Origin of the sequence: Bacteroides sp. AM37-9 (genome assembly GCF_003603455.1) — a bacterium.
Classification (GTDB): Bacteria; Bacteroidota; Bacteroidia; order Bacteroidales; family Bacteroidaceae; genus Bacteroides; species Bacteroides xylanisolvens.
Window position 1 is genome coordinate 141,578 of record NZ_QTNF01000005.1, and the last position, 24,856, is coordinate 166,433.

At 43.3% G+C, this 24,856-nt stretch carries 22 protein-coding genes and 2 tRNA genes; 7 read left to right on the top strand and 17 right to left on the bottom strand.

Annotated elements, in window-relative coordinates:
* Window positions 1-27: 27 nt before the first annotated feature.
* The 3 genes from DW862_RS05475 to DW862_RS05485 all read right to left on the bottom strand — a co-directional run bounded on the left by DW862_RS05475 (window position 28) and on the right by DW862_RS05485 (window position 6,326).
* Window positions 28-1,959: an alginate lyase family protein gene (locus tag DW862_RS05475; protein WP_120067428.1), complete on the bottom strand. Its 1,932-nt coding sequence runs from the start codon at window positions 1,957-1,959 to the stop codon at window positions 28-30.
* Between the two features lie 55 nt (window positions 1,960-2,014).
* Entirely contained in the window at window positions 2,015-3,427 is a 1,413-nt protein-coding gene (locus DW862_RS05480; protein ID WP_032811824.1) for a glycosyl hydrolase family 28 protein, read from the bottom strand.
* 130 nt (window positions 3,428-3,557) lie between these two features.
* Complete coding sequence (locus DW862_RS05485) at window positions 3,558-6,326, bottom strand: heparinase II/III family protein (RefSeq protein ID WP_120067429.1); 2,769 nt, start codon at window positions 6,324-6,326, stop codon at window positions 3,558-3,560.
* Between the two features lie 160 nt (window positions 6,327-6,486).
* Here DW862_RS05485 and nuoF point away from each other — a divergent pair, with 160 nt between their 5' ends.
* Genes nuoF through nuoE form a run of 3 tightly spaced genes read left to right on the top strand, consistent with a single transcriptional unit; the run spans window position 6,487 to window position 10,669 of the window.
* Window positions 6,487-8,394 carry an NADH-quinone oxidoreductase subunit NuoF gene (gene nuoF / locus DW862_RS05490; protein ID WP_008774971.1) on the top strand — a complete coding sequence of 636 codons (1,908 nt, stop codon included), beginning with the start codon at window positions 6,487-6,489 and terminating at the stop codon, window positions 8,392-8,394.
* Between the two features lie 13 nt (window positions 8,395-8,407).
* The gene (locus tag DW862_RS05495) at window positions 8,408-10,174 is read left to right on the top strand and encodes an NADH-dependent [FeFe] hydrogenase, group A6 (RefSeq protein WP_074910024.1); all 1,767 of its coding nucleotides are present in this window, start codon (window positions 8,408-8,410) and stop codon (window positions 10,172-10,174) included.
* 18 nt (window positions 10,175-10,192) lie between these two features.
* Entirely contained in the window at window positions 10,193-10,669 is a 477-nt protein-coding gene (gene nuoE, locus DW862_RS05500) for an NADH-quinone oxidoreductase subunit NuoE (RefSeq protein ID WP_008021615.1), read from the top strand.
* Window positions 10,670-10,748: 79 nt separating this feature from the next.
* Here the strand turns inward: nuoE and DW862_RS05505 are convergent.
* Both DW862_RS05505 and DW862_RS05510 read right to left on the bottom strand, forming a co-directional pair.
* A tRNA-Ser gene (locus DW862_RS05505) sits at window positions 10,749-10,836 on the bottom strand.
* A 79-nt stretch (window positions 10,837-10,915) separates the two neighbouring features.
* Window positions 10,916-11,000: transfer RNA gene (locus tag DW862_RS05510), tRNA-Ser, on the bottom strand.
* 241 nt (window positions 11,001-11,241) lie between these two features.
* Between DW862_RS05510 and pflB the strand changes: the two genes are divergently transcribed.
* Window positions 11,242-13,470, top strand: coding sequence for a formate C-acetyltransferase (gene pflB / locus DW862_RS05515; protein ID WP_004308785.1), 2,229 nt, complete (start codon window positions 11,242-11,244; stop codon window positions 13,468-13,470).
* Window positions 13,471-13,485: 15 nt separating this feature from the next.
* On the top strand, window positions 13,486-14,214 hold the full coding sequence (pflA, locus tag DW862_RS05520; RefSeq protein WP_120067430.1) for a pyruvate formate-lyase-activating protein: 729 nt from the start codon (window positions 13,486-13,488) through the stop codon (window positions 14,212-14,214).
* A gap of 92 nt (window positions 14,215-14,306) precedes the next feature.
* Here the strand turns inward: pflA and DW862_RS05525 are convergent, their stop codons facing one another.
* The 3 genes from DW862_RS05525 to DW862_RS05535 are packed head-to-tail and all read right to left on the bottom strand — an operon-like array spanning window position 14,307 to window position 15,431.
* Window positions 14,307-14,753: an N-acetylmuramoyl-L-alanine amidase gene (locus tag DW862_RS05525; RefSeq protein WP_120067431.1), complete on the bottom strand. Its 447-nt coding sequence runs from the start codon at window positions 14,751-14,753 to the stop codon at window positions 14,307-14,309.
* The gene (locus tag DW862_RS05530; protein ID WP_004302306.1) at window positions 14,740-14,931 is read right to left on the bottom strand and encodes a hypothetical protein; all 192 of its coding nucleotides are present in this window, start codon (window positions 14,929-14,931) and stop codon (window positions 14,740-14,742) included. Before DW862_RS05530 ends, DW862_RS05525 begins: the two co-directional genes overlap by 14 nt.
* Window positions 14,928-15,431, bottom strand: a complete 504-nt coding sequence (locus DW862_RS05535) for an HU family DNA-binding protein (RefSeq protein ID WP_004305836.1) — start codon at window positions 15,429-15,431, stop codon at window positions 14,928-14,930. Before DW862_RS05535 ends, DW862_RS05530 begins: the two co-directional genes overlap by 4 nt.
* Before the next feature lie 193 nt (window positions 15,432-15,624).
* Here DW862_RS05535 and DW862_RS05540 point away from each other — a divergent pair, with 193 nt between their 5' ends.
* On the top strand, window positions 15,625-15,855 hold the full coding sequence (locus DW862_RS05540) for a DUF4248 domain-containing protein (RefSeq protein WP_004305834.1): 231 nt from the start codon (window positions 15,625-15,627) through the stop codon (window positions 15,853-15,855).
* A gap of 87 nt (window positions 15,856-15,942) precedes the next feature.
* A complete protein-coding gene (locus tag DW862_RS05545) occupies window positions 15,943-18,060 on the top strand; it encodes a BT4734/BF3469 family protein (protein WP_074910036.1) in 2,118 nt (705 codons plus the stop codon).
* 239 nt (window positions 18,061-18,299) lie between these two features.
* Here DW862_RS05545 and DW862_RS05550 read toward each other — a convergent pair whose 3' ends face one another.
* The 9 genes from DW862_RS05550 to DW862_RS05585 all read right to left on the bottom strand — a co-directional run bounded on the left by DW862_RS05550 (window position 18,300) and on the right by DW862_RS05585 (window position 24,847).
* Window positions 18,300-18,602, bottom strand: a complete 303-nt coding sequence (locus DW862_RS05550) for a helix-turn-helix domain-containing protein (protein ID WP_120067432.1) — start codon at window positions 18,600-18,602, stop codon at window positions 18,300-18,302.
* The gene (locus DW862_RS05555; RefSeq protein ID WP_120067452.1) at window positions 18,568-18,870 is read right to left on the bottom strand and encodes a type II toxin-antitoxin system RelE/ParE family toxin; all 303 of its coding nucleotides are present in this window, start codon (window positions 18,868-18,870) and stop codon (window positions 18,568-18,570) included. Before DW862_RS05555 ends, DW862_RS05550 begins: the two co-directional genes overlap by 35 nt.
* Before the next feature lie 109 nt (window positions 18,871-18,979).
* Entirely contained in the window at window positions 18,980-19,225 is a 246-nt protein-coding gene (locus DW862_RS05560; protein WP_004315521.1) for a hypothetical protein, read from the bottom strand.
* Between the two features lie 8 nt (window positions 19,226-19,233).
* A complete protein-coding gene (locus DW862_RS26615; protein ID WP_004302294.1) occupies window positions 19,234-19,368 on the bottom strand; it encodes a hypothetical protein in 135 nt (44 codons plus the stop codon).
* A 126-nt stretch (window positions 19,369-19,494) separates the two neighbouring features.
* Window positions 19,495-20,850, bottom strand: coding sequence for an MFS transporter (locus tag DW862_RS05565; protein ID WP_120067433.1), 1,356 nt, complete (start codon window positions 20,848-20,850; stop codon window positions 19,495-19,497).
* A gap of 13 nt (window positions 20,851-20,863) precedes the next feature.
* Window positions 20,864-21,649 (bottom strand): glycerophosphodiester phosphodiesterase family protein, encoded by a 786-nt coding sequence (locus DW862_RS05570; protein WP_243636449.1) that lies wholly within the window; start codon window positions 21,647-21,649, stop codon window positions 20,864-20,866.
* A 229-nt stretch (window positions 21,650-21,878) separates the two neighbouring features.
* Window positions 21,879-23,297, bottom strand: a complete 1,419-nt coding sequence (locus tag DW862_RS05575) for a Gfo/Idh/MocA family protein (protein WP_243636450.1) — start codon at window positions 23,295-23,297, stop codon at window positions 21,879-21,881.
* Window positions 23,298-23,345: 48 nt separating this feature from the next.
* A complete protein-coding gene (locus DW862_RS05580) occupies window positions 23,346-24,074 on the bottom strand; it encodes an endonuclease/exonuclease/phosphatase family protein (RefSeq protein ID WP_074910045.1) in 729 nt (242 codons plus the stop codon).
* A gap of 8 nt (window positions 24,075-24,082) precedes the next feature.
* Window positions 24,083-24,847 carry a hypothetical protein gene (locus DW862_RS05585; RefSeq protein ID WP_133304311.1) on the bottom strand — a complete coding sequence of 255 codons (765 nt, stop codon included), beginning with the start codon at window positions 24,845-24,847 and terminating at the stop codon, window positions 24,083-24,085.
* Between the last annotated feature and the right edge of the window lie 9 nt (window positions 24,848-24,856).

Consider the following 24,856-nt stretch of genomic DNA (forward strand, 5'->3'; position numbering starts at 1 on the left):
AGTCAAATCCCCGTATCTACCCTGCGATTATTTTTTCTTTTCGCCCTGCAATCTAACATGAATCTTGCCAAGAAGCAAATTTTCCCCTGCCTCTTTCACCGATAAACGCAAGACACATGCTCCTGCTGAAAGTGACAAGCAGCCTATTTCTTTTTCTGTCCATTGCTTTGAAGCCGGTAAAGAAGTTGTTCCCGTATCAGTACCCTGATCAGAAGCAACGGAAAGTGCTGATTTAGTTCTCGATTGATAAGTGATATAAACAGTATATGTTCCTACAGACGGCACCTTTACTGTATAATTCATCCATTCTCCATCTTCTACTTGTGTCACTACATATTCGTTTCCTATGTTCTTTAATTCGACAGCCCCATCCGGACGGTATTCATTTCCCCGTTTCACCCCTACATTATGATAGGTATGACCTTCGGGATTCTCTGATAAAGAGTAGTAATCATAATCAGCTGCTTGGATTGTACCGGGTAGAAGATGTATTCCGGAGATTCGCTTTCCCGAAGAAAAAATCACCGGATCACCTGCCATCCAAGGAGTCAGGCGTTTCGTTAATGTTCCCCATCCCGTCCATTCGTAAAACCAATTAGGAGCTATTCCCCAGTTTTCACAGCCATAATGTTCAATCATATAATCACGATAACGTTGAAGCCACGTGTACTTTTCCAAAGGTAAACCGGCACGTACCGCATAGTGAGCCAAAGCCATTTCACGTGTTCCACCGCTCCCGGAAACATCTCCCCGCCCATGCGAAGATATACTTACTGACTCCCATCGTCCGCTACGACTCTTTATTTGCAAAAACTTTCCATTTTCAAAAGTTACTTCATTTGCGTCTTTTGTAAATCCGGTGGGTTCCCAGGCTTCTTTCTGATCTTCATAAGATTGTATCTTCGAAAGGTTATAACGATAATTCCATTCTAATCCGGACAACAGACGATTATTCAGACAGCTATAAAGAGAGTCTCCCTGATTCCATGCCATTTCCGCTATTGCCACATAATTATGAACTCCGGCAAACACATGCCCCTGATCGCGGCTTGACTCCTGGCATTGTCCGTTCGGATAAATATAATGTTGTAACTGCTCATCATAACCATAATCAGAAATATCCGTTTTCCTTCCCAGCAATTTATAATCAATGATGGTGGGTGACGTGCGGATCGGCTCTTCGCTACTGATTGCAGGACCGGAGGGATAAGGTAAATCGTCCGCCCGATGTTTCATGCCCAATAAATAACGGTAAGCACGGTCATACATTATTTCATTATCCAGATAAATTGCCATTGCCATCATTCCGCGCGCTGCAAACAATCCTTGATTTCCGAAACGCGCAACATCAAAATTATAGATATTCCAGTAGAAGGTTATTCCATTCTTCGAATCATCCCAGTAATCGGCATACTTGGCAGCCAAATCCTCTGTATGGCTATATCCCGGATAAACCAACATATCTTTAAATCTCCGTTGATCTTCCTTTTTCCATCCCGGATAGTCACGCATTAGTTCCGCAGCATCTATCAGCAAGTAGATTTTGCCATTATCGAGTGGTCCTGTACCACGACTACTTGTGTTTGTATAATAAGAATTTGCATTCAGAAACTCTACCGCTTTACGTGCATAAGCCTCATCTCCGGTCAGATGCCAGAGCAATGCCAAATCATGGGCACGCCTGCCATCTACTCCAATGGTAGCATTGAATCGTCCTCCCTGAATTTGCTTTCCACGATGATGAACAGGAGCTTCCAATGAAGAATAGGGGGATTCTTTCAATTTCAGAAAAGTAGAATAGTAGGGCTCTTTTTGCACTTCAATCATTGCTTTCATTCTATCCAGATCACCCTTTGTATAAGTGATACCGGGATGTACAAAGGCTCGTTGTGCCTGTACTACTTCATGGATACTCCCCAACCATATCACCCAAACAATACATATAAGCCTGTTAATCATAGTGTTATTTTTAAGTCTCTTTTTTCTGCTATGTCTTACTTACGAACAAAGATAATTATTTTACTTTAATTCCTTTCACAAATTCATTCGTTATAAAGCCATCGATATTCTTCATCTTCACCCCATTTATCATCACATTATCAAAAGTCACATTTTTTATTCTACGATTCTCATCTAATCCTTTCAATAGAGAGGGATTCTCGCCTACTCCATTATAGGTTATATTACGGAAAATAACATCCTCAATACCCCGTCCGGGCTGCTTGTCATATTTCGGATTGAAGCGGACATTGACATGGAACAAACGTCCTTCCTGAATACTTTCTACTCTTATATTATCGAACAAGATATTACGTACCAGGTTCTTATCACCGCAATCTATCGTCATGCATCCCTGATAAAGAGGATCATCTTCATCATGTTCCAGAATATCGATATTGCGGACAGTTATGTTTTCTACTGTCTCTCCCACTTCATCCGCCGAATTGCCATGTCCGCCGATATTGACAGGGTGTGCAATATCAGCCCAAAGGATAGAATTCTGTAAAGTGATATTTTTACTTCCGCCGTAATAATTCCAACGATGTGCATAAACAGCAATGCAGTCATCACTATTTCGCATGAAAACATTATCAATCAATACCTCATTGCAACACATCAGATCAATGCCGTCGCTCCATCCTTTACAACTGAAAGATTTCAGGTTCTTGATGGTCAAGCCGGTGGTTTCACCTCCGAAAACCGTATAATGATCGGGATTTACAATGGTTATTCCATCAACCAATACATTTTTAGAATAAGTTACTTCAATGCCGCGTAGTGGATGATCGAGGATTCCACGACCAATGATACGTACATTCTCGGCTTTATCTATCAATAATTTTGCTTTTACGACAGCGCCCGGTGCCAGATAAACTGTTGTATTAGAAGGGATCCGAATTTGATTATTGGGAACATCCTGGGGACGATGTATTCCCGGTCCAAAATACATGACGTCCGCACTACTTTCCGAGTAAGTTTCTGTCTCCAAAGGATTAGCAAACAGATGAAGATTATGCAAGCGGTCACCATTAAATTCCACGGATAGATATCGTGGTTTCTCCAAAGTAAATAAAATAGTGTTCTGATTTACCGTATGCCGGATTCCATTTACCAAAGGTCGGATTTGTACATCTTGAATCAGCCCGTTATTCTTCTTTACCATCACCTCAACAGGACTGCCCATATCAAACTGTACCATAGAAGCTGATTGTACATTGTCCATATCCACACTGACATTATATTCAAACAAGTCTTTCCATTCTCCACCCGGCACACGTACCCGGACAGTATAATCGTCATTATGTTGCATCCCTGCTTTCAATCCTTCCGGATAAGTCACCAGTTGCGCATTTGCAAAAATTGAAAATGCAATAAATGTGAGCAATAGCCCCTTCTTTCTACCTTGTAATATCCTAAATAGATCCATCTTTGTTATTTCCATATATAATCCTCCCATCACAGAAAAGACACATTTTGTCCTACCCTGTTTAATTCCATCATAAGTATCATTAATCCCCCCACACTAGATATGCTTTTTTCATTCAGAATCATTTTAATCAGACAGGCAATAACGTGAGTTGCGATGTTATTCCTGATTTTATCTTCTTTCCATTAATAACCACCGTACAAGGAACAGAAGAAAGGATATACCATTTTCCCTGTTTCTTTTCGAGTAACACATTGCCCGCCTGATCCGTATGAACGGTCACCCCGGGTGCAACAAGTTGTGTTCCGTTCCCCAGGAATAAAGTCCGGTTTCCTGCATATTCATTGCTGACAATTGCATAGTCTGCTTTTACTTTCATTCCTTGATAAGTGGCGGTCTGCGTAGCATCAGACAAGGAGAAAATATGATCTGTACGCCCATTTTTGCTTTTCACACAGATACCGGCAAAGTCTTTCAAAACAGTTTCTTCCGCATCAAAATAGGATACAGACTGAATGGCAGACGGTTCTTTCTTCGTACTCGGTTCATAGACTGCGACAAAAGGACGAGTCCATGCTTCTCCATGCTGACGGGCCACGAAAGTCAATGTTGGTTGTTCTTTTATATTATATGGCATACCAGGTGTACGACTTAAACCTTCGGTCATCGGTGACAAGGCTGTGAAAACTTCACGATCCGGTTCCCCTTTCATCCAGAGATTCATTACTATATCATCCCCACCTTTATCTTTCATGTCGATGGTAAAGGTCGCTTTTACATCTTTACCGGTAGCTGCAACTTTCTTGTCATATAAATAAGAATAACCATACAGATGCGCTCCCGCAAAAGCAAGTTCTTCTGTCGGTCGCAGATTCAGGTCTGTACCATCAGCTGCTGTCAATGTCATGGTCTGTCCGAGATTATGATAGAAATAATCATGCATCTTATCCCCTCCCCGCTCTTTCCGGCTCCGGAATACATCCACATAATATCCTGTCTCGAGTCCGGTGGTAACAATGCTCATCATTCGGGTCTGATCCGCCCTGCTTTCCGGTTCACGAAAATAGACATTGCTATAAGTCACAGAAGTAAACTCCTTTCCCGGTTCTGCCGAAGCAGGAAAACAGGAAAGCAAGTCAAAAGAATGATTGCTTTTCATTACCGGATAGCTCGATATTCCATCTACGCATACTGTATTGTGACTTGGAAATTGAGAATAATATTCGGCATAATCCAGGCCACTATACAAAGTCAGACCAATTCCTGCATCTGGCCCAAGCACATATCCTTTTCCATAAAGTTCCATGGAGATGCCGTTAGCGTGCATGTGGTTTCCTTCACTGGCATTCAGAGAAATCATCAGACTATGACGCGGATGCATTCCGTTCCGCTGCACCAGCCATGACACATTGGGAGCATAGAATAAAGGAGAAACATAGTCCTCTATCTTTCCTGCTTTCACTTTCGGATTCAGACTTAACGGTTTATCTTCAAAGAAAGAATTGACAGATACACGCACGTTATTCTTCTCACCCTTTTCATTATCAATTTCGGGATTTAAGCATTTCAGCAAAGCAGTGAAGTAGTTCTCCTGTTCCGTTTTACCGTTTGCCTGCGCATTCTGTATCATGCGGATAAAGAAATTCGTATTCAAATAGCTTGGATGCGTATCTCCGAACCCACAAATCATCCGGTTGGGAAAAAGATATTGCGGAGTGGCTGCCACTGCTTTCGACAGTACAGGCATAGCCTTTACCAAATCATATTTCAAATTATTATCAAACTGATTGGCAAAATTAGCATAATCGTTGATTACCACACTGCTATATCCCGGACACTCTGCCCAGATACCAGTTGTTGAATCAAAGCCATAATCGGCAAGACGAGACAGACTCCATTGACGGATACTGGAACGGTTCAACACATAATCAATATAATATTCACGTCCTTTTCCATCTGCATACTCCTTATTATCTTCAAGCACCAATCCCACATTCATGATATATCGTGCCTGCAATAAATCCCAGTTATTATGAGGGACTCCATTCGCTATGATGTTATCCGCCCATTTCTTAAATGCACCGGCATAGATATCCATCTTTTCCGGATAGTTGATCTTCAGGTAATTATAAAGAAAATCATACAAGGGAACAACGATATGCAGGGCATCTTCGTGAATCACTTCAAAAGAAGTCAATCCCACCAATGTCTGTTGATGACCATGATTCAGATCAATGGGAACATTTCTGTAATAAATTCCAGTCATATACGTATCAAACACACCGGCAGCCAGTTTCGCGAATTTCTCCTCATCTGTCATCCAATAGAGGAAAGCTGCATCACAAGCTATTCCCAGAATTTCCCGGTTCAGACTTTCGATATTCCGTCCCGTTTTTGACGGATGTACACTTTCCAAAGGACGTTCCGGCAATGCATTATTGCAAAAAGTCACATTTCCGTTTTCATCATCGTCATAAGGTACTACATCTGCCAGTTTGGGACGGCCATGAGTAGCAGCCGTTCCACGTGTCCCTGTATAACGGACAGTCGGATAAGGAGCTTTTTCGCCTCCGGCATAATCGTAGGTCTCACCTTTCACATATACCTCGGTTGCATGAGATTTCCAATACATGGCCAGACGGGATAACAACCATGCGGGTTGAGCATCCGTCAGATTGGTATATACTTCAGTTCGTTCCTTCAATTTATTGAATACGTCTTTCGCCCATTTCTCTTTTTTAATCAGCTCCCACGTATCCTGCTTTCCATCCGGTGTAGTCAACACTCTCGGATGTTCTTGCGGCATTTTCTCCGGCAACGGAATTTCCCGTCCGTTTTCCTGTCCGGATACATTATTCAATAAGCAAAGAAGACATAGTCCCAATAAAATTTGTCTCATACTTTATATTTCATTTTTAGGTTTACTACCTATTAAATACGAAGATAGAGAATTATTTACCTAATTACTTTCATTAAGACCTGTTTTATTTGCCCGAACACTGCTTTTATTCAAACAAAGAACTATATTTGCAAAAAACCGACTAACAATTCTGATACTTATGAAAATTTTATCTATCCATGATTTGGCAACAATCAGGAAGAGAGCAGAGCACAATCTTTCATTGCGCGAAGAAAGTAATGAAAAGGTGACTGAAAAGTGTTACGGACTGGCATCCGGTGCGCAACATCTTCAGATTCTGATCTGCGGTGGTACAGGCTGTAAGGCATCTTCCAGCCAGGGTATTACAGACAATCTTCTAAAAGCCATCCAAAAGAACGAAATCACCGACAAAGTAGAAGTCATCACCGTAGGCTGTTTCGGCTTCTGTGAAAAAGGTCCTATCGTGAAAATTATCCCCGATAATACCTTTTACACCCAAGTCACTCCCGAAGATGCGGAAGAAATCATCAACGAGCATATCATCGGAGGACGAAGAATCGAACGGTTGCTGTATGTAGATCCTAAAACGGAACATACCGTCAGCGACTCCAAGCACATGGATTTCTACCGGAAACAACTCCGCATCGCATTGCGTAACTGTGGTTTTATCGATCCCGAAAATATTGAAGAGTATATCGCCCGTGAAGGATACTTTGCATTGGCCGATTGCCTGCTTAACAAACAGCCGACGGACGTTATTGATATTATCAAACGTTCGGGACTTCGCGGACGTGGCGGTGGCGGTTTCCCGACGGGACTGAAATGGGAATTTGCCAACAAACAACAGTCGGATGTCAAATACGTGGTTTGTAACGCCGACGAAGGAGATCCCGGTGCATTCATGGACCGTTCCATTATGGAGGGCGACCCACATTCGATTGTAGAAGCGATGTGTGTCTGCGGTTATTCCATCGGGTCCACCAAAGGATTGGTATATATCCGTGCCGAATATCCGCTAGCTATCAACCGACTGAAAACAGCTATCAATCAGGCACGCGAATACGGATTACTGGGAGATCATATCTTAGGAACAGATTTCAGTTTCGACATAGAAATACGATACGGAGCCGGAGCTTTTGTCTGCGGAGAAGAAACTGCCCTTATTCATTCGATGGAAGGAAAACGAGGAGAGCCGACTCTGAAACCTCCCTTCCCTGCCGAATCCGGTTATCTGGGAAAACCAACCAATGTAAATAATGTGGAAACACTTGCCAATATTCCCATTATCCTAACCAAAGGAGCCGACTGGTTTGCAACAATTGGCACAGAACGTTCTAAAGGAACCAAAGTGTTTGCTCTTGCCGGAAAGATTAATAATGTAGGGCTGATCGAAGTGCCGATGGGAACTACTCTTCGGGAAGTAATCTACGAAATCGGAGGAGGCATCAAAGGCGGAAAGAAATTCAAAGCTGTACAAACAGGAGGACCGTCAGGCGGCTGTCTGACAGAAAAACATCTGGACACTCCCATTGACTTTGACAACCTTCTCTCGGCCGGTTCCATGATGGGTTCAGGAGGGATGATTGTCATGGATGAGGACGACTGCATGGTATCCGTAGCCCGCTTTTATCTGGATTTTACAGTGGAAGAGTCCTGCGGGAAATGCACACCTTGCCGCATTGGAAACAAACGTCTGCTGGAACTACTGAACAAGATTACGGAAGGAAAAGGCACAGAAAAAGACCTGGACACACTTGCCACTTTGGGACAAGTCATCAAAGATACGGCCCTCTGCGGACTGGGACAAACCTCTCCGAATCCCGTTTTATCCACATTGGATAACTTCTACGATGAATATATGGAACACGTACGGGATAAGACTTGTCGTTCCAAGCAATGTAAATCACTATTAACGTATACCATCAGTCCGGAACGTTGCATTGGTTGTCATCTATGCGCCAAAAACTGTCCGGCGGATGCTATCAGCGGGCTGGTGCGCAAGCCACATGTCATTGCTCCCGATAAATGTATCAAATGCGGCATGTGTATGGCACGCTGCAAATTCAACGCTATTCTTGTCTGCTAAAATCTTATTTACTATGGAAGAAAAACAAATCACCCTCCAGATAGACGGTCATTTCATCACCGTCCCGGAAGGAAGTACCATCCTTGAAGCTGCCACGAAAATCGGCATCAACATACCGACCCTGTGTCACATCGACCTGAAAGGCACCTGCATAAAGAACAATCCTGCTTCCTGTCGCATCTGCGTGGTCGAGGTTATAGGACGCCGCAATCTGGCTCCTGCCTGCGCTACCCGTTGCACGGAAGGAATGGTAGTGAAAACCAGTACGCTACGTGTGATGAACGCACGCAAAGTGGTAGCCGAACTTATCCTGTCGGATCATCCCAACGACTGTCTCACCTGCCCCAAATGTGGCAATTGCGAACTTCAGACATTAGCGCTACGCTTTAATATCCGCGAAATGCCTTTCAATGGAGGCGAGCTCTCTCCCCGCAAGCGGGAAATCACCGCCTCCATCGTGCGCAACATGGATAAATGTATTTTCTGTCGCCGCTGCGAAAGTGTCTGCAACGATGTTCAGACAGTCGGTGCGCTCGGTGCCATCCGTCGCGGATTCAACACGACGATAGCCCCTGCCTTTGACCGGATGATGACGGAAAGCGAATGTACCTATTGCGGACAATGCGTAGCTGTCTGTCCGGTGGGTGCACTGACCGAACGCGATTATACGAACCGTCTGCTCGACGACTTAGCCAACCCGGATAAAGTGGTGATTGTGCAAACAGCCCCTGCCGTACGTGCTGCCCTGGGTGAAGAATTCGGTTTTCCTCCCGGCACACTGGTAACCGGAAAAATGGTTTATGCCCTGCGTGAACTGGGATTCGACTATGTATTCGATACTGACTTTGCCGCCGACCTCACCATCATGGAAGAAGGATCGGAAATACTAAACCGTCTGACGCGCTATCTCAACGGAGATAAGTCCGTACGGTTACCTATCCTGACCTCCTGCTGTCCGGCATGGGTAAACTTCTTCGAACATCACTTCCCGGATATGCTGGACATTCCATCCACCGCCCGTTCACCGCAACAAATGTTCGGTTCTATCGCCAAATCCTATTGGGCGGAAAAGATGGGAATTCCCAGAGAAAAGCTGGTAGTCGTATCCATCATGCCCTGTCTGGCAAAAAAGTATGAATGTGCCCGCGATGAATTTAAAGTGAACGGTATTCCCGACGTAGATTATTCTATTTCCACCCGCGAACTGGCACGACTGATTAAACGCGCCAATATCGGCTTCCCGCTGGTACTGGACAGCCCGTTTGACAACCCTATGGGTGAGTCGACCGGTGCCGGCGTTATTTTCGGTACAACAGGTGGTGTAATGGAAGCCGCCCTCCGTTCTGTTTATGAAATCTATACCGGAGAATCTCTGAAAAATGTAAACTTCGAACAAGTACGCGGACTTAACGGTGTCCGGCGTGCTACCATCAACCTAAACGGATTTGAATTAAAAGTAGGCATCGCACACGGACTAGGCAACGCCCGCCATCTATTGGAAGATATACGGAACGGGCACAACGAATATCATGTAATCGAAATTATGGCTTGCCCCGGAGGTTGCATCGGAGGAGGCGGACAGCCGTTGCATCACGGCAACTCGGAAATATTGTATGCACGCGCCAACGCACTCTACCGCGAAGACGCCAACAAGCCTTTGCGCAAATCGCACGAGAATCCGTACATCAAGACCTTGTACGAAGAATATCTCGGCAAACCACTGGGCGAGATATCGGAAACGCTATTGCACACGCACTATTTCAACAAATCTATGGATTAACTTTAAACGAAGAGTATTATGTCAGATATAAAACTAGCCTGCGATGTGGCAGAACAAGTCCGAACGATTTGCGACAAGCACGGAAACAACCCGGGCGAACTAATCAATATTTTGCACGAAGCGCAACACCTGCACGGCTACCTGCCCGAAGAGATGCAACGCATCATCGCTTCCAAACTCAATATCCCCGTATCGAAAGTATATGGAGTGGTCACCTTCTATACCTTCTTCACCATGACCCCGAAAGGGAAACATCCCATCTCCGTCTGCATGGGTACGGCATGTTACGTGCGCGGCTCCGAGAAGTTGCTCGAAGAATTCAAACGCGTACTAGGCATCGAAGTCGGCGAAACTACACCGGATGGAAAATTCTCATTGGACTGCCTGCGCTGCGTAGGTGCCTGCGGACTGGCTCCGGTAGTGATGATTGGCGAGAAAGTGTACGGAAGATTGCAACCGATAGATGTGAAGAAGATTATCGAGGAGTTGGAATAAATGTCCAGAATAAAAAGTGGCTGCTTTGAAAAATCAAGGCAGCCGCTTTCAAACATTTTTTAAACAACAAACAAAAAAGCGGAGAGAACGAGATTCGAACTCGTGATACCCTTTAGGGGTATACACGCTTTCCAGGCGTGCCTCTTCAACCACTCGAGCACCTCTCCTTATTTTCCAATAAGGAAACAAACAATGGAAATATATTTTCCACAAAAGAAATAGCAGCTTAAAAGCTGCTATTCTTAGCGGAGAGACAGGGATTCGAACCCCGGGTACCTCGCAGTACAACGGTTTTCAAGACCGCCGCAATCGACCACTCTGCCACCTCTCCAAAACTTCCTTTTCAGAAGTGCTTTTCGTTAAAAGCGGTGCAAAGGTACGAATATATTTTAAACTTACAAGAGTTTTCACAAAAAAAAATCACGAACATCATTTCCAAAGAATAGCAATATCTAGGTATTTTATGTTGAAAAGCATAAAATAGAGCATATTTATGCTGATTATATGAAAAAACGTTGTAACTTTGTGCGCTTTAAAGAAAAGGATAACTACAACCTCTAATTTTATCATTTATGGAATTAAATAAGATCTTTAAAGACGGTCTTTGGAGCACAGAAATCAACGTAAGAGATTTCGTTAGTCACAACATCACTCCGTATTATGGAGATGCTTCTTTCCTCGAAGGACCTACCGAACGCACTAAAGCTGTATGGAACCGCTGCCTCGAAGCACTGGCAGAAGAAAGAGCCAATAACGGAGTACGCTCACTGGATAATGTCACCGTCTCAACCATCACTTCTCATAAAGCCGGATATATCGACAAAGAAAACGAACTGATCGTCGGTCTGCAAACAGACGAACTTCTGAAACGTGCAATCAAACCTTTCGGAGGTATCAACGTGGTGAGCAAAGCCTGTCACGAAAACGGCGTGGAAGTGGACGACCGTGTAAAAGATATATTCACTCACTACCGCAAGACGCACAATGACGGAGTATTTGACGTATATACCGAAGAAATCCGTTCGTTCCGTTCTCTGGGATTCCTCACCGGACTTCCTGACAACTATGCCCGCGGACGTATCATCGGCGACTACCGCCGTATGGCTCTCTATGGTATCGACCGACTGATTGAGGCAAAAAAAGAAGATTTGCGTAACCTTACCGGTCCGATGACCGAAGCCCGCATCCGCCTGCGCGAAGAAGTGGCAGAGCAAATCAAGGCATTGAAGGACATGAAGGTAATGGGCGAATACTACGGACTCGACTTGAGCCGTCCTGCCTACACCGCACAAGAAGCAGTACAATGGGTGTACATGGCTTACCTTGCTGCCGTAAAAGAACAAGACGGTGCTGCCATGTCACTGGGTAACGTCTCTTCGTTCCTCGACATTTATATGGAATATGAATTGAGCAAAGGAACTATCACAGAATCTTTCGCACAGGAGCTGATCGACCAGTTTGTCATCAAACTGCGTATGGTGCGCCACCTGCGTATGCAATCTTACAACGACATCTTTGCGGGCGACCCGACATGGGTAACCGAATCTCTGGGCGGACGCCTCAACGACGGACGCACAAAGGTGACAAAGACTTCTTTCCGCTTCCTGCAAACACTCTACAACCTCGGCCCTTCACCGGAACCGAACCTGACTGTATTGTGGAGCCCGGAACTTCCGGAAGGATTCAAAGAATTCTGCGCAAAAGTATCTATCGACACTTCTTCCATCCAATATGAAAACGACGACCTGATGCGTGAAGTGCGCCAGTCTGACGACTACGGAATCGCGTGCTGCGTATCTTATCAGGAAATCGGAAAACAAATCCAATTCTTCGGCGCACGTTGCAACCTGGCAAAAGCCCTGCTGCTTGCCATCAACGGCGGACGTTGCGAAAACACCGGTACGGTAATGGTGAAAAATATCCCCGTACTAACCAGCGACACACTGAACTTCGAAGAAGTAATGAGCAACTACAAGAAGGTATTGACAGAAATCGCCCGTGTTTACAACGAAGCGATGAACATCATCCATTATATGCATGATAAGTATTACTACGAAAAAGCCCAAATGGCTCTTGTAGATACCAACCCACGCATCAACCTTGCTTACGGTGTAGCCGGACTTTCTATCGCCCTCGATTCACTGTCGGCCATCAAATATGCCAAAGTGACTGCACGCCGCAACGACATCGGTCTGACAGAAGGTTTCGATATTCAAGGCGAATTCCCTTGCTTCGGTAATGACAACGACAAGGTAGACCATCTGGGTGTTGACCTGGTCTATTTCTTCAGCGAAGAATTGAAGAAACTTCCGGTTTACAAGAATGCCCGTCCTACTCTGTCTTTGCTCACCATCACTTCCAACGTGATGTATGGCAAGAAGACAGGTGCTACTCCCGACGGCCGCGCCAAAGGTGTCGCTTTTGCTCCGGGAGCCAATCCGATGCACGGACGTGACAAGAACGGTGCTATCGCCTCTTTGAGTTCCGTAGCGAAATTACGTTACCGCGACTCACAAGACGGTATCAGCAACACCTTCTCTATCGTTCCGAAATCACTGGGAGCTACTGAAGAAGATCGCGTAGAAAATCTGGTGACAATGATGGATGGTTACTTCACCAAAGGCGCTCACCACCTGAACGTGAACGTACTGAACCGTGAAATGCTTTACGACGCCATGGAACATCCGGAAAAATATCCGCAACTCACCATCCGTGTTTCCGGTTATGCCGTAAACTTCGTGAAGTTGAGCCGCGAACATCAATTGGAAGTTATCAGCCGTAGCTTCCACGAACGTATGTAATCAGATCTACTCAATATGACGATAAACGTACATTCATACGAAAGTATGGGAACATTCGACGGGCCGGGCTTACGGCTCGTCGTTTTTCTTCAAGGATGCAATTTCCGCTGCCTGTATTGCGCCAACCCTGACACAATAGCCGGGAAAGGAGGCACACCTACTCCACCGGAAGAAATCGTCCGCATGGCTATGAGCCAACGTCCTTTTTTCGGGAAACGCGGAGGAGTCACTTTCTCCGGAGGAGAACCTACGTTTCAGGCCAAAGCACTTGTTCCTTTAGTGCGTGAACTGAAAGAAAAGGGAATACATGTATGCATAGACAGCAACGGTGGTATCTGGAACGAAGAAGTAGAAGAACTTTTCAAACTGACGGATCTTGTATTGCTGGATATTAAAGAGTTCAATCCGGCACGCCATCAGGCACTGACCGGAAGAAGTAACGAGCAAACCATCCGCACGGCAGCATGGCTGGAAGAAAACGAGAAACCTTTCTGGCTGCGTTATGTATTAGTGCCCGGATACAGCGATTTCGAGGAAGACATCCGCCGTTTAGGAGAGGCTCTGGGAAAATATAAGATGGTGCAACGAGTGGAAATCTTGCCTTATCATACATTAGGCGTACATAAGTATGAAGCGATGGAGCAAGAATACAAGCTGAAAGACGTAAAAGAAAATACCCCCGAACAACTTGAAAAAGCCGTGGAGGTATTTAAAGAATATTTCACTACTGTGGTGGTCAATTAGTTGAAGAAGTTGAGAATTGAGAATTGAGAGTTGAGAATTGAGAGTTAACTATGCAGTATAACAGTGCGCAGCCAACTCTCAACTCTCCATTCTCAACTCTCAGATTCTTCGATCACCTCGAAACAGGGACACTCTTTGATCCGTTCCCAGGGGTCTACAATTCCATTATAATTAGTGTCAGGGCTCAAGTCCCGGTGACCGACCACCTTTGCATCCGGATAACGCTGCAACAACTCGCTTACCAGACGATGCATCGCCTCTTTCTGGCGGGAAGTACGTGTATCCGCTGCCTTTCCGTTCTCATCCAGCCCGCCTTCATAGCACACCCCTAAACTAATCGCATTAAAACCGCGTGCATGAGCACCCACCGTATCTTCATCCCTCATCGGTTCTATCTGTCCCGATTTGCGGATATAATAATGATACCCCCAACACGAAAAGCCCCGAAAGCGATGGGCAGTGTCCACATCCTTCGCCGTGAAGTCGCGATCGACACGGGTAGCAGAGCAGTGAATCACAATCAGACTAATCTTTCTCATCGTCCTTCTCCCTTTCCGTCGTTTTCACATTACACACTTCCTTATGGGTGGCATTGAAGCGCACCTCTCTCACAATTCTGTTCCGCTTTCTTTTTCCGAAGAAAGGCACAAGGAACATAATTACATCCAAAATCTTAGTTACAATTTCTTTCATTTGATCCAATATTAAAGTTATCATGCTGCCGGGTCCGGAGCTTCTCCGCTTCCACCACCGTCTGAACCGCCACCGGAACCTTTGTCATCGTCTTCTCCTTCATTGCCGCTACCGCCCGTTTGGGCCACCGCACGCGTCGTTACCTGCTGGTAGCTAAGAATCTTCGTGATGTCCGCCAACGTCTTTCCGGGACGGAAAATAATATGGGCAGCCGTAATCAGCGAACTTGAAAACTCCTTGACCGACACAGCTCCTTCACTGTTCAACCCGATCTGCAAACTGCCCAAATCACCCAGCCGGACTATTCTTCCCGCTTTCAACGCACGCTTCGCCTCATAAAGAATACCCGAAATGGCGGCCCGCACATCTGTCTCCGTACAGGTAGACCGACTGGTGATTCCCTCGCACAACTCTTCAAAATCCAACTCTCCCGAAGCCTGTGCCTGCGCGTAATACTTTGCCGACTCATCCTTTTTGGCAGGATTCTTGCGCGGCACTACTGAATAAGTTACTGTCATTGCCATAATAAAATAATTTTAAGATTTCACACATTTCGAACGCGTTCCTTATTTGTTAACGACATAAAGATAACACATTTTTCACCCTCCGGATTCCCCAACGAAGTTTCCTGATACTCTATGAATAATAATGACGTTATTCTTTTATTAAACCATTAATTTTCAGTAACTTTATAGCATAAACCAAATATCATTCATCATGTATTATCCGGATCAGCCGTTTCATATCCGCACTTATAAAAAGTCGGAACTAGCTCATCTTTACAACCCCAACGTATGCCTTAAAGTAGCCTTACAAATACTACGTCGTTGGATTGTCTACAACCTTCCGCTCCTGCAAGAACTCGAACAAGAAGGCTATCGTGCCCGCAACCGGCTTCTCTCTCCCCGGCAAGTGGCAACGATCATACGCTATTTAGGAGAACCCTAGGAACTTAATCAAAAAAACGAAAAGTTCCATTCTATTATTTTACAAACAAATTTCTTTGCAACCGCAAATTAAAAAGAACAAACCAACATGGATCATTTTACCATCTTTCAAGACTTTTACCGCGTCATAGCCGAAATGACAGAAGAAGAAATCGTATCGGCCATCAGCAACGGCACATACCGGGAAACAGTGGAGGACGTGCGCCGAATCTTCGCGGAACAAGGCGAGAAAGCAGCCAACGAAAAGAAAATAGAACTACCGGAAATCACCTTTTCAGCCAACTACCGGGGAGGACGTTCAAACGCAACTCTCGTCAAGTATCTGGGATACATCGTGGTAGACATCGACCATCAGACACAGGAAGCATTGGCACGCATCCTCGCACTGGCAAAAAAGTGTGCCCACACCCGCATCGCTTTCATCAGTCCCAAAGGAATGGGACTGAAAATCGTGGTACGTGTATGCCGGACGGACGGGACATTGCCCGAAACGATTCAGGAAATTGAAGATTTCCATCATGCCGCTTATCACAAAATCGCTTCCTTTTATGCCCAACTCTGCGGAGTTGAGGTCGACACTTCCGGACAGGATGTCAGCCGCACTTGCCTGTTCTCTTACGATCCGGATATTTATTTCAATCCCGATGCCACAGCTGTCATCGTGGAACAGCCACCGATGTTCTTCAAGTCTCAAAAGAAGAAAAGGGCATCCGGCAAAAAGAAAAAGACGACAGCACCAGACAACAATCCCCTCACCGAACAAGTGGCACTCAACTACCATTCCTCGCACGCTTCCTTAATGGTGACTCTGAACTATTATCACAATAAATCCGAAAAGTACGTCACCGGCAACCGGAACAACTACCTGCATTGCCTGGCTTGTATGTACAATCGCTACGGCGTCCCCCAGGAAGAGGCGGCAGCTTTTATCAAGAGCCAGTTCACCGATCTTCCCGCGGATGAAATGGACGCACTGATCGGGAGTGCTTACGGACACAATGAGGAATTCGACACCCGCAAGCTGAATAGTACGCAGAAGCGAATATTACAGATTGAGCAACATATCAAAGAAAATTACGATACACGCTACAACGAAGTGCTTCATATCATGGAATATCGCAGAAGGAAAACGGACACGGAGCAACCGGAACCTTTCCATATTCTCGACGAAATGATGGAAAACAGCATTTGGATGGAGATGAACGAACTGGGCTATTCGTGCACCGTCAAGACGATTCAGAATCTGATCTACTCCGACTTCAGCAGCACCTACCATCCTATTCGCGAGTATTTAGACTCGCTGCCTGAATGGGACGGAACGGATTATATCGGTATCCTTGCCAACAGCGTGCATACTAGTCACCAGAAATTTTGGGTAGAATGTCTGGAACGTTATCTGGTGGGAATGTGCGCTGCCGCCACGCAAGACGATGTGGTGAACCACACTGTTTTGTTGCTTTGCAGCGAAATACAGAACATCGGAAAGACTACGTTTATCAACAACCTGCTGCCGCCCGAATTGCGCGCCTATCTTTCTACCGGTCTTATCAACCCGAACAACAAGGATGATCTGGCCAAAATAGCGCAGGCGATGCTTATCAATCTGGATGAGTTTGAAGGGATGAACGGACGGGAACTGAATATCTTCAAGGATTTGGTTACCCGCAAAGTAATCAGCATCCGCCTGCCATACGCGCGGCGTTCACAGAACTTCCCTCACACGGCTTCTTTTGCCGGCACATGCAATTATCAGGAAGTGCTTCACGACACCACAGGTAACCGCCGTTTTCTCTGCTTTCATGTCAACTCGATGGAGTTTATCAAAATAAACTACGCGCAGTTGTATGCACAAATCAAGTATCTGCTCAACAAGCCGGGGTATCAGTATTGGTTCACCCAATCGGAAAACTCACGGATTGAAGAGAACAACGAGGATTTCATTTTCCACTCACCGGAAGAAGAACTGGTGTTGACACATATCCGCAAACCGGAACGTTTCGAAAAGGTGCATTATCTGACGGTCACTGAAATTGCGGAATTGATTCGCGAACGGACGGGGTATCAATATTCTCACGGAACCAAAGCCCAACTAGGAAAAGTGATGTCCAAACACGGCTTCGAATTTCATAAGGGAAAAAACGGGAGAAGATACACTGTATTCATTATTGATACGGAACAGGTGAAATCAAACAGGCTATATGAATAAGATTTCATCTCCTTCGCACGCAAAAAGGTGAGGGTTGGTGAGGGTACTTTTGCAACTTTTCATTTTTATATTTCTTATTTCTATTCTTCTATTTTCTTCTAAAAAAAAAATACGAATGTTAGAAATTTACCCTCACCTACCCTCACCTTTTCCTTTTTCTTCCTCAAAAAAACGGTGGGAAATTTGAAAAAGATAACTGTCTTTTTCAAATTTCCCACCATGTTTTTTTTAATCGCTTCTTATAAAGACATCGAAAATTCGATCCTACAACCTAACGCATTCATGATGCGATAGAAGGTAAAAACCTTAGGTTCTGTCTGACCACTTTCCACTCTTGAAATATAAGAACGGTCGGAACCGATACGTCGGGCTAACTCTGCTTGAGTAATCTTAGCCTTTTTCCTTGCGTCTTCGATAATTTGCCCGGTGTAGAAAGCATACGCTTTTTCTTCTGCTTCCGCACGTTCGGGAGTACCTTCTGCTCCAAATTTCGCATCAAGAACAGCGTCATAATCTACTATTTGATGATTGTTTATTTGCATAATATTCCTCCTTTATTTTTAATGCTTTATCTATTTCACTACCCGGTGTTTTTTGCGACTTCTTTTGAAAGCCATTAAACAACAATACAATATTTCCATCATCAAAAATGAAAAATACCCGGTATATATTACCATTATATTCTGTACGAAGTTCAAAAACTCCGTCCTGAACAAATTTTACAAATTTAGTGGAGAGTCTTTCTTGTGTTTTCAACAAGAGTAGTCCATACTGGATTTTATCTTGTTCCTTTTCGGTTAAAGTCTCCATGAAAGCCTCAACGTAACCTCCGTATGCACGGAGGTTACGTTGAGGCTTTCCATACTGCAAATATGCGAATTGTTGTTCAACTATACAACAATCGTCTTTTTATTTTATATTATTTTTCCTCAAATTCTCCAGCACGCTTTTTCTTCTCATAAGACACCAGCGTCTCTACACTAAGCGTTTTCCCATTCTTAGGACTTATCACATCTACAACGCTTGCTAACGCACGAAAAGTCTGTTCGCAATTTGCTACTCCGTCATATGTCAACCTACCCAGATTGATGGCATCGAGCACAACAGAGACATATTGCTTCGGATTTCCCCGATACTCGATGATGACAGGCGTGAGATGCGACATCTCTCGAGTCAGTTGACCGACGATTCTTTTTTTTGGTCGAGCAGATCCATTAATTTTTCACTATGCACATTGATTTGTGCAGTTACTTCACGAAGTTCATCTTTCAATGAACACAATAATTCATCATTCAATGAATTTTCCATAAAACTTTCTATTTAATTGATTATAAAAAAGCCATTCCAGAAAGATAAGCAATCATTACTTACTTCCCGGAATGGTGTCTAATACCTCGAAAACAAAGACTTATATTCTAACCTAATGTACTCACTTTAATCCACTTCTTTTGATTTTGCATTCCATACCAGCAAAGCAAACAACACCGAAAGCAAAGCAGCACCAATCCAAAACCAATTGATATACGTGAAGTCATAAACATCAACGCCATTCTGAACAGTCTTTTGCCCTTCTATTAATATACCGCTCATCACATCCTGCAATCCGGCTCCGATGTAGCTGGCAATACCGACTACTCCCAATGCAGCACCCGAAGCATTACGGGGAGCAATATCCACTGCCATCAAACCACCCAGAAAACAGATCAAAACTCCGATACCTAAACCGAAAAGAACCATTGCCAACACGTCTATCCAAAAATGAGCTCCCGGAACTAAGAGAAACAGACAGAGAGCAAATACATTCATCAACCCGAAAATTAACGCAGGAACATTGCGACGTCCACCAAATAACTTATCAGAAATAACACCTGAAAACATAGTACCGATTATGCCACAGACCGGACAAATAGAAATGATAAAACTGGCATCCAAGGTGGAGTAACCCTTTTGAGCTTCCAAATAAAAAACGCCCCAACTATTGATAGCATAACGACTGATATACATAAAAGCACTCGAAAGAGCCAGTATCCAAATGGCAGGCATCAGCAATACCTGACGCTGTGCTTTATTAAAATCAGCCGTTTCTGTCTCACTCATTTCCTTTTTCTGTTTGGGAACATTCACCGAAGGAAATCCCATGCTTTCGGGAGTATCATGGAAGAACTTCCAGACGATCAACGCTCCTATCAATCCCACTATACCGGCTCCGAAGAAACCATACCGCCAGCCCAACACACTGACAATTGAGGCTATTATCAGAAAAGTCAACGCTTCGCCGATATTATGGCTCGCAGACCAAAAGCCATAGTATGAACCGCGCTCTTTGTCCGTGAACCAACGAGAAAGCCCTACTACACAAGAGGCTGCTCCCATAGATTGAAACCAGCCGCTAATCCCCCAAAGGATAGCGAACAGGATAAAAGAATTAGTAAAACCGAGACAGAGGTTAACCAAAGCAGTTATCAATAAACCGGTAGTCATAAAACGGTTGATATTACTACGGTCGGCAAAGAAACCGTTCGTGAATTTTCCGATGGCATAGGTGAAGAACAATACGGAACCTATGATGCCTAACTCTGTTTCCGAAAAAATTCCTTCATCTACAATAGGTTTCTTTACGACATTCAGACTAAGACGGCACACATAATACATACCGTAACCAAAAGTCGCAGAAAGGAAAGTAGACCATTTCAGAAACTTCAGACGACGGGTATCGGATGAAGACAAAGCTTCTCCGTTACAAGGTCTCGGTGAAGAGACCTTGTAAAAATTGATTAGTTGTTTCAACATGAAGGAAGTGCGTTTAATCGTGAAGTTTCTTGTTACGCAAATACTCCAATAATAAAGCAGGACGATCTGTTTGAATTAGCTTGGCTCCCTGGTCAATAATCCAGCCCCAACTTTCATCCGGCTGATGAAGTTCTACTGCACGGTCGTCATCATGGCCGCCACATAGTTCAGGCCAAAGCGAATTTATAAAAAGATTAGAGCCTGTATTACGTACTTTCTTTATCAAATTAAGAATCTCCGGACTGTCATTATCAAAAACCAGTTCATAGGCAGCAGGTTTCATGTGTGTCTGATAACTATCAATGACAGCTTCCGCTCCTTCTTTATGAAGCTGCACAACAGGCATAAAAATTACTTTATCTAACACATCACCATTTTCTGCTTTAACTTGTTCGTAAGGAAGTTCGGCTTTAATTACACAACATTCTATTGTTCCTGTTTTCTCAAGAACAGCATAAACTTCCTGAAAATAATCATATCCTTTATCAATATTTACCATAACTTTCCCTTTACACAGCAGCATGACTTCTTCTAATGTAGGAATTTGGTGTCTCGTTTTACAACCTACCCCATTTTTCAACTGCATTGCTTTCAATTCCGCCAAGGTATAATCTTCCACTTTCCCTTTTCCATTCATTGTACGATCTACCGTTCTGTCATGAATCAACACCAAATGTCCATCTTTCGTTTTTTTTAAATCTATTTCCACCATGTCAACTCCCATATCAATACAGTTTTGTATACCTTGTAATGAATTCTCTGGTGCATTACGCCAATCGGCACGGTGAGATACAACCATAATATCACTATCATTCCCTATAAAGGTTTGATTTTTTCGATATTCCCTATTTTCTGCCTGTTGAGCATGCAATCCAGATAATATAAATACATATAATAAAATACAATATAATCTCATTTCAATATTCATTCATTATTTTATCGTTCTTCCTTCTCTTTTCCTATCTCCCCAAAATGTCTGATATTTTAATTCTCCACCATATATATATCCGGTGGAGAATATACGGTCATTATAGCTCAATCCTCTTTTTAAGTACCCGACTATGTTCAGCCTCAAATCCCATCACATGGCTTTCAATAGAAAGATCAATTGAGCTGGTCAGATAAGAAGCATCTTGGTTAGCCACTGCTAAAACAAAATCTTTGACAATGCCAAAGTCACCACCTGCATGCCCCTCATATCCGGGCAAAGATGATATATCCTGATTCCAGACAGAATGTTTATTGGTTAAGAAATCCGTCACCTCAAACTTCTTCATATCTCCTTTCAGCCATCCTTTAGTGCCCATAATACAAGTCAATCGACCGCCAGTTGCCGTAAATGCCTCCATAGAAAAAGCACCAGTAATGTTTCCTTCAAACTCCATTGAAGTAACAAAATGATCGCACTGATCATTATTGCATCTAAAAACGCAACGTCCATAATCTGTAGTTCTTAATTTGTCCATAATCAACGAAGCATATTTTTTATCATTCCGTTCATTATCCGGAATATCAAACACATAAAGATAACGTCTATCTTTCAAATAAATACGTTTAGCCGAGTAAGGACATTCTGCCTCCACAGCACAATCAAGGCAACGTTCCGTAGATCCAGCCGGGGCATTTTCGCGCTTAAACAAAGTTAAGCCACCATAAGAACTAAGAGACTTGCACGGTTTGTTGACTAACCAACGCATCATATCCATGTCATGACACGATTTTGCTATAACAATAGGAGTAGTTTCCCGAGCACTCTTCCAATTACCGCGAACATATGAGTGAGCCATATGATGGAAGCGAATACATTCCATATGTTGAATACTGACAATATCGCCAATCATACCTGCGTCCAAAACTTTCTTCATCGCCATAAAATAGGGAGCATAGCGCAACACATGGCATATCCCCACAATGCGATTATATTTCTTGGCATACTTCAGAATATCCGTACATTCTTTTACAGATTGAGCGACCGGTTTCTCCAGTAAAACATCATAACCAGCTTCCAATGCCTTCAAACAAGGATGATAGTGTAAATTATCCGGAGTAGCAATAATGACGGCATCCGCGAATTTAGGAATACTGAATACTTCAGACCAATCATTAAAACAATGTTCATCTGATAAATTATATTTATTTTTCAAGTGTAGTTTTCGTTCTTTATTTATATCTGCCACACCAACTATTTTCAGTGATTTTGAAAAATGCTCCGAATAACTTGCATAGGTGCGCCCCCGGGCACCAGCACCAATAACAATCGCTGTTATTGGCTTATCTACTACTGCTTCTTGACTTTCAAGAGTAGACGATAGTTCCTCTATAAGCCCATTATTCTGTTTTTTTTTCTGTTGCAGGCTTTCCATTGCTTGAGATACTGATGTAAAATTACTCATCGCGGCAGCTGCTGCACCAGCTCCCATTATTCTTAAAAATTCTGCTCTATTCATTTTTTATTATTTCAATTTATTAATGAGGTAAGTAAAGTATTCCACTCCTTATTTGATTTCTAAAACTGCCATTATAGCTTTATGGTCAGAAAGTACTTCTTCAAAAATTTTAGTTTCTTTCACCACCCATCTATTTTGAGGATAATAAGCCACATGATCAAAAGTGTTACTTACGGCTAAATCCCATACAGTACTTAGTAAGTTGATATGTTCCGTACCAACTCTTCTGTTCAAGTCACCTGCCAAGACACACAACTCTCCTGTCTGAGGTATCTTTGTCAATTCTCCTACTTGCAACAAACCATTAGAAAGATTCGCCATATCCAAATGTGTACCGACAACGCACACGGAAGTACCATCATCTAGTACTATTTTCACAATGGCAGCACAACGCTTTTCTGTCCCCGAAGTATAAGGCAATATTTTCTTTTGTGTCTCATCAAAACTATATTTGCTTAAAATAGCATTCCCATACTTTCCACCATGAGCATCAATTGCTGGGAAAAACATCCCATGCATACCAGTCAGGTATGATAATTCCAATAACATATCAACTCCTTTAGAACGAGTAGTATAGTAATCTACCTCTTGTAACGCTACAACATCTGGATTTTGTTTTTTTATAAAAGAAGCCAATTGTTCCAATGAAGCATCAGCCCCGGCATGTATATTAAAAGACATGACTTTTAAGGTTGTCTGCGCATAACCGTCAAACAACATATTCAATAATACAGCAATCAAAAAAAACTTTTTCATTTTATTATAATCTAATTCCATTTAACATTCTATTTCAATATCATTTTAACCAAAGTAGCCTTGTAAACTGAAGTCAATTCTTCTCCTTCTATTTGTATAAGCTGAGTAGTCCAATTCTGTTTTAAAGGAGCCAATATGAAATTATATTCAGTCTTGGAACTTAGAGAATTATTTTCCGCCGAATTGTATATCTTACGATATTTCCTATCCAATATATCAAAGACAGAACTAGATTCGTCAGCATAAACCGCAGCAGCAATCACTAACTTTTTCGACACAATATCAGCAAAGTTAGCCAAAGCTTCTGCTTGTCGAAGTTGCTTATCGGCATCATTTTCATCAAACCTACAAGTCGCAACCCAAACATCTTCACCATCTTCAAGCTGATATGTTACAATACCAAGTGATAAAACGTCACCCAACTCTTTCTTTTCTGTTGAATTAATAATGGATTTAGATAGAAAACCGGTTCCCTTCCCCGGAACAAGATAAGACTCACTAAAAAAGTGATTTTGCCACCTTTGACCTTTTTTGCTTAAAGCGTAGGCCGTTTTCATTGGAAAACCATTTCCGGTTCTCTGTATGGCTGCAATATCACTATTAACATCACCAATCAGTCCGGCTAAAGCGTCTGCATTTTCTATGTATCCGACATCAACAGAAAGCAAAGAAAATGTTTTTTCAGAAACCGGATCATCAACATCTTTTTTTATGTCCAAGTCTTCATCAATAGATGAAGAACAAGCTGCCAGTAAAAATATGGTCAAGCCAAGAAAAAAATTACTAGTTCTCATATTCTTCAT

What these genes read in the sequence shown, in the direction of transcription:
- DW862_RS05560 (WP_004315521.1), bottom strand. Translation starts at nt 19,225, where the DNA reads ATGTCGCATCTCACGCCTGTCATCATCGAGTATCGGGGAAATCCGAAG.
- nuoF (WP_008774971.1), top strand. Translation starts at nt 6,487, where the DNA reads ATGAAAATTTTATCTATCCATGATTTGGCAACAATCAGGAAGAGAGCA.
- DW862_RS05480 (WP_032811824.1), bottom strand. Translation starts at nt 3,427, where the DNA reads ATGGATCTATTTAGGATATTACAAGGTAGAAAGAAGGGGCTATTGCTC.
- DW862_RS05525 (WP_120067431.1), bottom strand. Translation starts at nt 14,753, where the DNA reads ATGAGAAAGATTAGTCTGATTGTGATTCACTGCTCTGCTACCCGTGTC.
- DW862_RS05580 (WP_074910045.1), bottom strand. Translation starts at nt 24,074, where the DNA reads ATGGAATTAGATTATAATAAAATGAAAAAGTTTTTTTTGATTGCTGTA.
- DW862_RS05535 (WP_004305836.1), bottom strand. Translation starts at nt 15,431, where the DNA reads ATGGCAATGACAGTAACTTATTCAGTAGTGCCGCGCAAGAATCCTGCC.
- DW862_RS05575 (WP_243636450.1), bottom strand. Translation starts at nt 23,297, where the DNA reads ATGAATAGAGCAGAATTTTTAAGAATAATGGGAGCTGGTGCAGCAGCT.
- DW862_RS05540 (WP_004305834.1), top strand. Translation starts at nt 15,625, where the DNA reads ATGTATTATCCGGATCAGCCGTTTCATATCCGCACTTATAAAAAGTCG.
- DW862_RS05545 (WP_074910036.1), top strand. Translation starts at nt 15,943, where the DNA reads ATGGATCATTTTACCATCTTTCAAGACTTTTACCGCGTCATAGCCGAA.
- DW862_RS05565 (WP_120067433.1), bottom strand. Translation starts at nt 20,850, where the DNA reads ATGTTGAAACAACTAATCAATTTTTACAAGGTCTCTTCACCGAGACCT.
- pflA (WP_120067430.1), top strand. Translation starts at nt 13,486, where the DNA reads ATGACGATAAACGTACATTCATACGAAAGTATGGGAACATTCGACGGG.
- DW862_RS05585 (WP_133304311.1), bottom strand. Translation starts at nt 24,847, where the DNA reads ATGAGAACTAGTAATTTTTTTCTTGGCTTGACCATATTTTTACTGGCA.
- DW862_RS05530 (WP_004302306.1), bottom strand. Translation starts at nt 14,931, where the DNA reads ATGATAACTTTAATATTGGATCAAATGAAAGAAATTGTAACTAAGATT.
- pflB (WP_004308785.1), top strand. Translation starts at nt 11,242, where the DNA reads ATGGAATTAAATAAGATCTTTAAAGACGGTCTTTGGAGCACAGAAATC.
- DW862_RS05485 (WP_120067429.1), bottom strand. Translation starts at nt 6,326, where the DNA reads ATGAGACAAATTTTATTGGGACTATGTCTTCTTTGCTTATTGAATAAT.
- DW862_RS05555 (WP_120067452.1), bottom strand. Translation starts at nt 18,870, where the DNA reads ATGGAGACTTTAACCGAAAAGGAACAAGATAAAATCCAGTATGGACTA.
- DW862_RS05495 (WP_074910024.1), top strand. Translation starts at nt 8,408, where the DNA reads ATGGAAGAAAAACAAATCACCCTCCAGATAGACGGTCATTTCATCACC.
- nuoE (WP_008021615.1), top strand. Translation starts at nt 10,193, where the DNA reads ATGTCAGATATAAAACTAGCCTGCGATGTGGCAGAACAAGTCCGAACG.
- DW862_RS05550 (WP_120067432.1), bottom strand. Translation starts at nt 18,602, where the DNA reads ATGCAAATAAACAATCATCAAATAGTAGATTATGACGCTGTTCTTGAT.
- DW862_RS26615 (WP_004302294.1), bottom strand. Translation starts at nt 19,368, where the DNA reads ATGGAAAATTCATTGAATGATGAATTATTGTGTTCATTGAAAGATGAA.
- DW862_RS05475 (WP_120067428.1), bottom strand. Translation starts at nt 1,959, where the DNA reads ATGATTAACAGGCTTATATGTATTGTTTGGGTGATATGGTTGGGGAGT.
- DW862_RS05570 (WP_243636449.1), bottom strand. Translation starts at nt 21,649, where the DNA reads ATGGTTGTATCTCACCGTGCCGATTGGCGTAATGCACCAGAGAATTCA.